Source organism: Salipiger sp. HF18, assembly GCF_011806505.1.
GTDB lineage: Bacteria > Pseudomonadota > Alphaproteobacteria > Rhodobacterales > Rhodobacteraceae > Salipiger > Salipiger thiooxidans.
On sequence record NZ_JAATOS010000162.1, the window covers coordinates 1 to 8,235 of the forward strand.

Here is an 8,235-nt window from a genome sequence, read left to right on the forward strand (position 1 = left end):
ATGTGATCGCCATATCGCCGCCTCAGACCTGCTCGAGCTCGACCAGCGTGCCCTGGAAATCCTTGGGATGCAGGAACAGCACCGGCTTGCCATGGGCGCCGATCTTGGGTTCGCCCGTGCCCAGCACCCGGGCGCCCGCGTCCTTGAGCCGGTCGCGCGCGGCAAGGATGTCGTCGACCTCGTAGCAGACGTGGTGGATGCCGCCCGAGGGGTTCTTGTCGAGGAAGCCCTGGATCGGGGAGTTCTCGCCCAGCGGGTAGAGCAGCTCGATCTTGGTGTTGGGCAGTTCGATGAAGATCACGGTGACGCCATGGTCCGGCTCGTCCTGCGGCGCACCGACCTTGGCGCCCAGCGTGTCGCGGTATTGCGCGGCGGCGGCCTCGAGATCCGGCACGGCGATGGCAACGTGGTTCAGACGACCGATCATGGGTTCCTCCCTTGCGTAAGCTCTCCCCCTGCTTATGGCCCCTGCCACGTCATTTTCGCAAGATGGTGCGAGCGTTAACCGCCCGTTAGGGACGACAGGTAATGAATCGGTCAAAGCCCAAAGGAGAACGTGATGACCGACTCGGATGGATACACCCCGCTTCCGCGCCCCACCGCGACCCGGCCGCTTCTCGGCATGACGGTGCTGGCGGTCGAGGACAGCCGTTACGCCTGCGACGCCATGCGGTTGCTGTGCCTGCGCAGCGGCGCGCGCATTCGCCGGGCAGACTGCCTGCAATCGGCGCGGCGGCACCTCATGGTGTATCGGCCGACCGTCGTGATCGTGGATCTTGGGCTGCCCGATGGCTCCGGCGCCGAGCTGATCTCGGAGCTGGCCTCGGCCCTGCCCCGGGTCGCGGTCATTCTCGGGACCAGCGGCGACAGCTTTGCCGAGGATGTGGCGCTGGCCGCGGGCGCCGATGGCTTCCTGCCCAAGCCCATCGCCAGCGTCACCACCTTCCAGAGCGAGATCATCTCGAACCTCCCGCCCGAGCGTCAGCCGCGCGGCCTGCGGATGGTCGTGGACGAGCCGATCCGCCCCGATCCGCTGGCCTACCGCGACGACATGGCGCATGCCGCCGACGTGCTGGGCGACGGTGGCGACGAGCGGATGCTCGACTACGTGACGCAGTTCCTGCGCGGCGTGGCGTACAGCGCCGGCGACCACGTCCTCGAGGCCGCGGCCCAGGGGCTGGCCGAGGCCCGCGCCGACGGGCGGCCGATCAAGGCCGACATCGTCCGCGTCGCAGGGCTGGTGCAGGACCGCCTCGCCGACCGCGTGGCGATCTGAGCGCACTGCTCACAGCAGCGCAAGCACCACCAGCAGCAGCCCGCAAAGCGCCATGGTCCGGCGATAGAGCCCGAGCCCGCGGGTCAGGGACGGCGCATCCGCGTCGGGCCCTGCCGCGTTGACCCAAGGCTCGTCGGCGATGGTATTGCCATAGACCCTCGGCCCCGAAAGCCGCACCGGCAGCGCGCCCGCCAGCGCCGCCTCGGGCCAGCCGGCATTGGGCGAGCGGTGCTGCGCCGCATCCGCCGCCATCACCCGCAGCGCCGGCGCCGGGCGCCCCGAGGCCAGCGCGAAGAACAGTCCCGTCAGCCGCGCCGGGATCAGATTCACCAGATCGTCGAGCCGCGCCGCCACCTTGCCGAAATCCTCGTAGCGGGTGTTGCGGTGGCCGATCATGGAGTCCATCGTGTTCACCGCCTTGTAGGCGACGATACCCGGCAGGCCTCCGATCACGCCCCAGAACAGCGGCGCCACGATGCCGTCGGAGCTGTTCTCGGCGAGGCTCTCGAGCGCCGCCCGCGCCACGCCCGAGGCATCCAGCCGCTGCGGATCGCGCCCGACGATCATCGACACCGCCTGCCGCGCCCCGGCAAGATCTCCGGCGGCGAGCGGACGCGCCACCGCGGCGACATGGTCATGCATCGAGCGCACCGCGAGGAAGGGCCAGGCAAGGATGCCGCCGATCACGATGCCAAGGGCCCCGTCCCGCAGCAGCACCTGCACCAGCAGCGCCGGGACCAGTGCCGCGGTCAGCACCACCGCCACGGTCAGCGCCCCGGCGGCACGCTGTTGCGCGACGCTGCCGCCGTTGAGCCGCTGGTCAAGCGCCGTGATCAGCCTGCCGATCCAGACCACCGGATGCCCGATGCGCCGGAACAGTGCATCGGGCCAGCCGACCAGCGCGTCGATCGCGAAGGCGGGCGCCATCACCGCGGCGAACCTCATGCGCCGGGCCCCGCCCAGTTCACCGCCACGACCGAGATCCCACCCGGGTGACAGCGCAGCCGCGTGACCGAGAGCGGCGCCACCTCGAAGAGCAGCCCCGTGGCGACGTCTCCCGCCACCAGCCCCAGCGCCGCGCGCACGATCCCGGCGTGGGCCACCACCGCGAGCGGCCCGTCAGACGCGGCGGCCGTCAGCTCGTCGAACAGGGGCCGCAGGCGCTCTGCCACGTCGGCAAAGCTCTCGCCCGCCGGCGCGCGGTGTGCGGCAAGCGCCGCGCGCGGAAGCGGGCCGAGGTCGGGCAGATCGGTGAAGGGCAGCCCGTCATGGGCGCCGAAATCCTGTTCCCACAGGCGGTTGTCGGTGGGGGGCGCATGATCGGGGGGCAGCACCCCGGGGGTCTGCCCGCAGCGCAGAGCGGGGGTCGTGACCACCCGGGGGCAGCCGGACAGCCAGCCGCGCAGGGGCGCCAGATCGGCCTCGGACGGCAGGATGGCGGGCACGTCGGTACGCCCGCAAAGCCGCCCGCCGTGGTCGGCCGGGGCGTGCCGGATCAAGAGCATCTCGTTGCTGTCAGGCGGCGTCATCGAGGCTTTCCAAATCGCGCGGAACCTGCTTTGTCACGGCTCCATGGGAAAGTCGATCCTCATCACAGGCGGCGTCCGTTCGGGCAAGAGCCGCGAGGCCGAGCGCATGACGCTCGCGCTGGGTCAGCCGGCGATCTACATCGCCACAGCCGAGGCCCACGACGACGAGATGGCCGACCGCATCGCCCGTCACCAGGCCCGCCGGGGCCCCGAATGGCGCACCGTCGGCGCACCGCTGGACCTCACGGGCGCCCTGCGCGACAGCGACGGCACCGCCCCCCGCCTGGTCGACTGCCTGACACTCTGGCTCACCAACCTGATGCTTTCGGGCCGCGACTGGGAGGCCGAGACCCGGACCCTCGCGGCGCTGCTGCCCGGGCTGCGGGCGCCGGTCGTCTTCGTCACCAACGAGGTCGGCGCCGGGATCGTCCCGGAGAACAAGCTCGCCCGCGACTTCCGCGACGCGGCCGGGCTGGTGAACCAGCAGATCGCCGCCGCCTGCGACGAGCTCTGGTTCTGCGTCGCGGGCCACCCGATGAAAGTGAAGTGACCATGACCGACCGCCCCCTCCTTGCCGCGCTGCGCGATGTCGAGACCCTGCCGCTCCCCGCCTTCGACACCGAGGCGGCCGGGGCGGCGCGCGCCCGTCAGCTCGAGCTCACCAAGCCGCCGGGCTCGCTCGGGCGGCTCGAGGAGCTGGCCGAGTTCCTCGCCGGCTGGCGCGGTCAGGCGCGCCCGGTGATCGACCGCGCGCAGGCGCTGGTCTTCGCGGGCAACCACGGCGTCTGTGCGCAGGGGGTGAACCCCTTCCCGCAGGAGGTCACCGCCCAGATGGTGGCGAATTTCGAACGCGGCGGTGCGGCCATCAACCAGCTCTGCAAGCTGAACGGCGCCGCGCTCTCGGTGGTGGCGCTCGAGCTCGACCGCCCGACCCGCGACTTCACCGCCGCCCCCGCCATGGACGAGGCCGAGACGCTCGACGCCCTGCAACGTGGTGCCGACGCGGTGGACCCGCAGGCGGATGTTCTGATCCTCGGGGAGATGGGCATCGGCAACTCGACGGTGGCGGCGGCGCTGGCGCATGCGGTGTTCGGCGGCGCGGCCCGCCACTGGGTCGGGCGCGGCACCGGCTCGGACACGGCGGCCATCGCGCACAAGGCCGAGGTGGTCTCGCGCGCAGTGGCGCAGCATTCCGGCGTCAGCGGCATCGGCCTGCTGGCGGCGCTCGGCGGGCGCGAACAGGCGGCGATCTGCGGCGCGGTGCTGGCGGCGCGGCTGGCGCGGATCCCGGTGCTGCTCGACGGCTTCATCTGCACCGCCGCGGTCGCACCCCTGCACGCGGCCCGACCCGAGCTGCTGGACCACTGCCTGATCGGCCACGCCAGTGCAGAGCCCGGGCATCGCGGCATGACCTCGGCCATGGGCAAGCGCCCGATCCTCGATCTCGGCATGGCGCTTGGCGAGGGCTCGGGCGCGGCGCTGGCGCTTGGCGTCCTGCGCGGAGCGCTGGCCTGCCACAACGGTATGTCCACCTTCGCCGAGGCCGGGGTCGCGGGAGCGTGAGCGACAGCCTGAGCGTACGCCTCGGCGAACGCATCCGCGAGACCCGACTGGCGCTGATGATGATGCCCCGCCTGCCGGCGGGCAGCTTCCCCCTGCCGCCGCCGCCGATGACCGCCGCCCGCTGGGCCTTTCCGCTCACCGGGCTGCCGGTCGGGCTGATCGGCTGGGCGGTGCTCGCGGGAGGCAGCGCGCTTGGGCTCGCATCGCTGGCCGCCGGCATCCTGGCGCTCATCGCGATGGCGCTGGCCACCGGCGGGCTGCATCATGACGGGCTGGCGGATTTCATTGACGGGCTGGGCGGCCGCGACAGGGCGCGGAGGCTCGAGATCATGCGCGACAGCCGCGTCGGCAGCTACGGCGCGCTGGCGCTGATCCTTGCCGTCGGGCTTGGCGCCGCGTCGCTCGGCGCGCTGGCCGAGGCACCCTGCAGCGCCGCCGCGCTGTTGCTGGCGGGGGTGGGCAGCCGGTTTGCCATGCTGCTGGTGCTCGACGGGCTGCCGCCGGCACGGGCCGACGGGTTGGGCCGCATGGCGACGCCCGGGCGGCCCGACCGCACCGCCTGGCTGCCCGGGCTCGCCGTCCTGCTGCTGCTCGGCCTGATCACCGGCGTGGCCGGGGTGCTGGCAGTGGCGGCGATGCTCGGCACCGCCGCCCTCGTGGCGCGCAAGGCGCGCGCTGCGCTCGGTGGCCAGACCGGAGACGTGCTGGGCGCTACGCAGCTCTGCGCCGAAACCGCCGGCTGGCTGGTGCTGAGCGCCGCGCTCTGACGCCTCAGCCCAGCGGGTCCGGCGCGATGTTGCCGCCGCAGAGCAGCACCGCGACACGCTCGCCCGGCGCCGGCACGTAGGCCCCCGAGCGCAGCGCCGCCAGCGCCGTCGCTCCCGCGGGCTCGACCAGCAGTCGGTGGGTCTGCCACAGCGCCCGCTGCGCCTCGTTGATCGACGCGTCCGTCACCCGCACGCTCTCGCCCAGATGGGCCTGCGCCAGCTCGAAGCAGATCCCGCCGATGCGGCGCGCGCCGAGCGCATTCGCCGCCACGCCCGAGACCTCGACGTCGACCGCCTCGCCGGCCTCGAGCGCCGCCGACAGCGCACAGGAGGTCTCGGGCTCCACCGCCACCACCTTGCGCGCCCCCTGCAGCCACGCCAGCGCACCGGCAATCAGCCCGCCGCCGCCAACGGCAATCAGCAGCGTGTCGGCCTCGAGCCCCTGCCGCTCCCACTCGCGGGTCAGGGTGCCCTGCCCGGCCACGGTCGCGGGCGCGTCATAGGCGTGGACCTGCATCGCGCCGGTGCTGGCCTCGTAGGCGCGCGCGGCCTCGAGCGCGTTGGCGTATTCCCCCGGCACCACGGTCAGCGCAGCGCCGGTGCGCTCGATCAGCGCGATCTTCGCAGGGCCCGCCATTTCGGGCACGAAGATCTGCGCCCCGAACCCCAGCCGTGTTGCCGCATGGGCCACCGCCGCGCCGTGGTTGCCGCCCGAGGCCGCGACCACGCCCGCCTCGGGCACCGGCCCGGCCAGCAGCGTGTTGAACGCGCCGCGCGCCTTGAAACTGCCCGTATGCTGCAGCTGCTCGAGCTTCAGCTCCACCGGGCGATCCCAGAGCGCGTCGCTGGTCATCACCGGGGTTACCTGAGCGTGGCCTTCGATCCGGGCTGCGGCCTCGTTGATTGCGTGTTTCCAGTCCATTCTGACGTTCCCCTGATGACGCGACGAGGGCGGACGCTATAGTCTGAAGACGGGCAGGACAAGGATACCCCCAGGAATGAACGACGAACGCCACTCCGTCTTCCGCGATGCCGGCCGGGACCGCGAGACCGCGGAGCAGATCCCCGACACCCCGCAGACCCGCGCCCCCTCCTACCGGCTCGCCTTCGCCGACGAAGGCTTTCTCTGCCGCGACGAACTGCGCCCGGTGCGGCTGCAGCTCGAGCTGCTGAAGCCCCAGCTGATCCTCGACGAACGCAACATCGACTCCACCGTGGTGCTGTTTGGCGGCGCGCGCATCCCCTCGCCCGAGGAGCGCCACACCGCCCGCACCAAGACCCTCGCCGAGCTGACCCATTTTTACGAAGAAGCGCGGCTCTTTGCCCGGCGCATGACCGAGAAGTCCATCGCCAGCGGCAACCGCGAGTTCGTGATCACCACCGGTGGCGGCCCCGGCGTGATGGAGGCGGGCAACCGCGGCGCGGAAGAGGCGGGCGGCGTCTCGATCGGGCTCAACATCGTGCTGCCGCACGAGCAGGCGCCGAACACCTACGTGACGCCGGAGCTCTGCTTCAACTTCCACTACTTCGCGATCCGCAAGATGCACTTCCTGATGCGCGCGCGGGCGATCTGCGTCTTCCCCGGCGGTTTCGGTACGCTCGACGAGATGTTCGAGGCGCTGACGCTGATCCAGACCGGCCGCATGGAGCGGGTGCCGTTCCTGCTTTTCGGCCGCGCCTTCTGGGAGAAGATCATCAACTGGGAAGCACTCGAGGACGCGGGCACCATCAGCCCCGAGGATCTCGACCTGTTCCGCTTCGTGGAGAGCGCCGAAGAGGCCGCGGCCGTGATCGAGGAATGGGGCCCCGCCCCCGCCCGCGACGACATTCCCGGGCGCTGAGTCCCGAGATGACAAAGGCAGGGGGCGACGCCGCCTCCTGCCTGTCTCTGACTTTCCGGAAATCTGTGCCCCTGACCGCGGCCTGCCTCAGGCCCCCCGCAAGGGCTCACGCGTTCAGACGCGGGCCTTCTCGTCGGCCTGGGCGGTCTGCTCGGCATCCTTGCAACGCTCGACCCAGCGGGCGATCACGCTGCGGGCCATGTCCTCGTCTAGCCCGGCGATGGCGCTGCGCAGGTCCTTGAGCGCGGTCGCGATCTCGAACTCCGAGAGGTAGCTCTCCTGCGCGCGCAGGATCTTGTGGTGCGGCGTGGTCAGCATGTCCGGCGAGATCAGCAGCTCTTCGTGCAGCTTCTCGCCCCTGCGCAGGCCGGTGATCTCTATCTCGATATCGCCGTCCGGGTGCTTGGCATCGCGCACGGTATAGCCCGCGCCCTCGATCATCTGGCGCGCCAGCTTCTTGATCGGCACCGGGTCGCCCATGTCGAGCACGAAGACGTCGCCGCCGCGCGCGAAGGAGCCGGCCAGCAGCACCAGCCGCGCCGCTTCCGAGACGGTCATGAAATAGCGCGTCACCTTGGGATCGGTCAGGGTGACCGGGCCGCCGCGGGCGATCTGTTCCTCGAACAGCGGGATCACCGAGCCCGACGAGCCCAGAACGTTGCCGAAGCGCACCATCGAGAACCGGGTGCCGGCACTGCGGGTTGCGAGATCCTGCACCACAAGCTCGGCGAGGCGCTTGGAGGCCCCCATGACGTTGGTCGGGCGCACGGCCTTGTCCGAGGAGACGAGGATGAAGCGCTCGACCCCGGCCTCGCGGGCGATGTCCGCCAGCACCTTGGTGCCGATGACGTTGTTGTTGAGCCCCGAGAGCACGTTGCATTCGACCAGCGGCAGATGCTTGTAGGCCGCAGCGTGCAGGACCACCTCGATGCGGTGCTCCTGCATGATCTCGGCCATCAGCTGCTCGTTCAGCACCGAGCCGAGGATCGGCACGATGGTCATGCCATGCGCGATGTCGCGCAGTTCCTTGTCGATGTTGTAGAGCCCGAGTTCCGAATGATCGACGAGCACCACGCAGTCGGGCTTGCAGGCGATGAGCTGGCGGCAGAGCTCGGAGCCGATCGAACCACCGGCCCCGGTCACGAGGATGCGGCGGCCGCTGTAGGCGTGGCTGACGCCCGGCAGCTCGGCCTCGAGCCGGTTGCGGCCCAGCAGGTCGTCGAGCGACACCGGCGAGACCCGCTTCTTCAGCTCGCGTT

The 8,235-nt window shown here is 71.3% G+C and carries 10 protein-coding genes; 5 read left to right on the top strand and 5 right to left on the bottom strand.

Features of this window, described 5'->3' with window-relative positions:
• Window positions 1–22 precede the first annotated feature (22 nt).
• Window positions 23–427 carry a methylmalonyl-CoA epimerase gene (gene mce / locus HC022_RS14125; protein ID WP_008886919.1) on the bottom strand — a complete coding sequence of 135 codons (405 nt, stop codon included), beginning with the start codon at window positions 425–427 and terminating at the stop codon, window positions 23–25.
• A 132-nt stretch (window positions 428–559) separates the two neighbouring features.
• On the opposite strand from mce, the gene HC022_RS14130 reads away from it, so the two are divergent.
• On the top strand, window positions 560–1,276 hold the full coding sequence (locus tag HC022_RS14130) for a response regulator (protein WP_167452872.1): 717 nt from the start codon (window positions 560–562) through the stop codon (window positions 1,274–1,276).
• A 9-nt stretch (window positions 1,277–1,285) separates the two neighbouring features.
• Here HC022_RS14130 and cbiB read toward each other — a convergent pair whose 3' ends face one another.
• Both cbiB and HC022_RS14140 read right to left on the bottom strand, forming a co-directional pair.
• Window positions 1,286–2,221 carry an adenosylcobinamide-phosphate synthase CbiB gene (gene cbiB, locus HC022_RS14135; protein WP_167452873.1) on the bottom strand — a complete coding sequence of 312 codons (936 nt, stop codon included), beginning with the start codon at window positions 2,219–2,221 and terminating at the stop codon, window positions 1,286–1,288.
• Complete coding sequence (locus HC022_RS14140; RefSeq protein WP_167452874.1) at window positions 2,218–2,805, bottom strand: histidine phosphatase family protein; 588 nt, start codon at window positions 2,803–2,805, stop codon at window positions 2,218–2,220. Before HC022_RS14140 ends, cbiB begins: the two co-directional genes overlap by 4 nt.
• Before the next feature lie 43 nt (window positions 2,806–2,848).
• On the opposite strand from HC022_RS14140, the gene cobU reads away from it, so the two are divergent.
• From cobU to HC022_RS14155, 3 genes are read left to right on the top strand one after another with little or no spacing between them, the layout of a single operon-like run.
• The gene (cobU, locus tag HC022_RS14145) at window positions 2,849–3,355 is read left to right on the top strand and encodes a bifunctional adenosylcobinamide kinase/adenosylcobinamide-phosphate guanylyltransferase (RefSeq protein WP_167452875.1); all 507 of its coding nucleotides are present in this window, start codon (window positions 2,849–2,851) and stop codon (window positions 3,353–3,355) included.
• Window positions 3,356–3,357: 2 nt separating this feature from the next.
• Window positions 3,358–4,368, top strand: a complete 1,011-nt coding sequence (gene cobT, locus HC022_RS14150; RefSeq protein ID WP_167452876.1) for a nicotinate-nucleotide--dimethylbenzimidazole phosphoribosyltransferase — start codon at window positions 3,358–3,360, stop codon at window positions 4,366–4,368.
• Entirely contained in the window at window positions 4,365–5,135 is a 771-nt protein-coding gene (locus HC022_RS14155; protein ID WP_167452877.1) for an adenosylcobinamide-GDP ribazoletransferase, read from the top strand. Before cobT ends, HC022_RS14155 begins: the two co-directional genes overlap by 4 nt.
• 4 nt (window positions 5,136–5,139) lie before the next feature.
• On the opposite strand, the gene HC022_RS14160 is transcribed toward HC022_RS14155, so the two are convergent.
• Window positions 5,140–6,057 carry a threonine/serine dehydratase gene (locus HC022_RS14160; protein ID WP_089957990.1) on the bottom strand — a complete coding sequence of 306 codons (918 nt, stop codon included), beginning with the start codon at window positions 6,055–6,057 and terminating at the stop codon, window positions 5,140–5,142.
• A 76-nt stretch (window positions 6,058–6,133) separates the two neighbouring features.
• Between HC022_RS14160 and HC022_RS14165 the strand changes: the two genes are divergently transcribed.
• On the top strand, window positions 6,134–6,976 hold the full coding sequence (locus tag HC022_RS14165; protein ID WP_008886567.1) for a TIGR00730 family Rossman fold protein: 843 nt from the start codon (window positions 6,134–6,136) through the stop codon (window positions 6,974–6,976).
• 114 nt (window positions 6,977–7,090) lie between these two features.
• On the opposite strand, the gene HC022_RS14170 is transcribed toward HC022_RS14165, so the two are convergent.
• The coding region (locus HC022_RS14170; RefSeq protein WP_167452878.1) for a UDP-N-acetylglucosamine 4,6-dehydratase family protein at window positions 7,091–8,235 on the bottom strand (1,145 nt) is incomplete at its 5' end.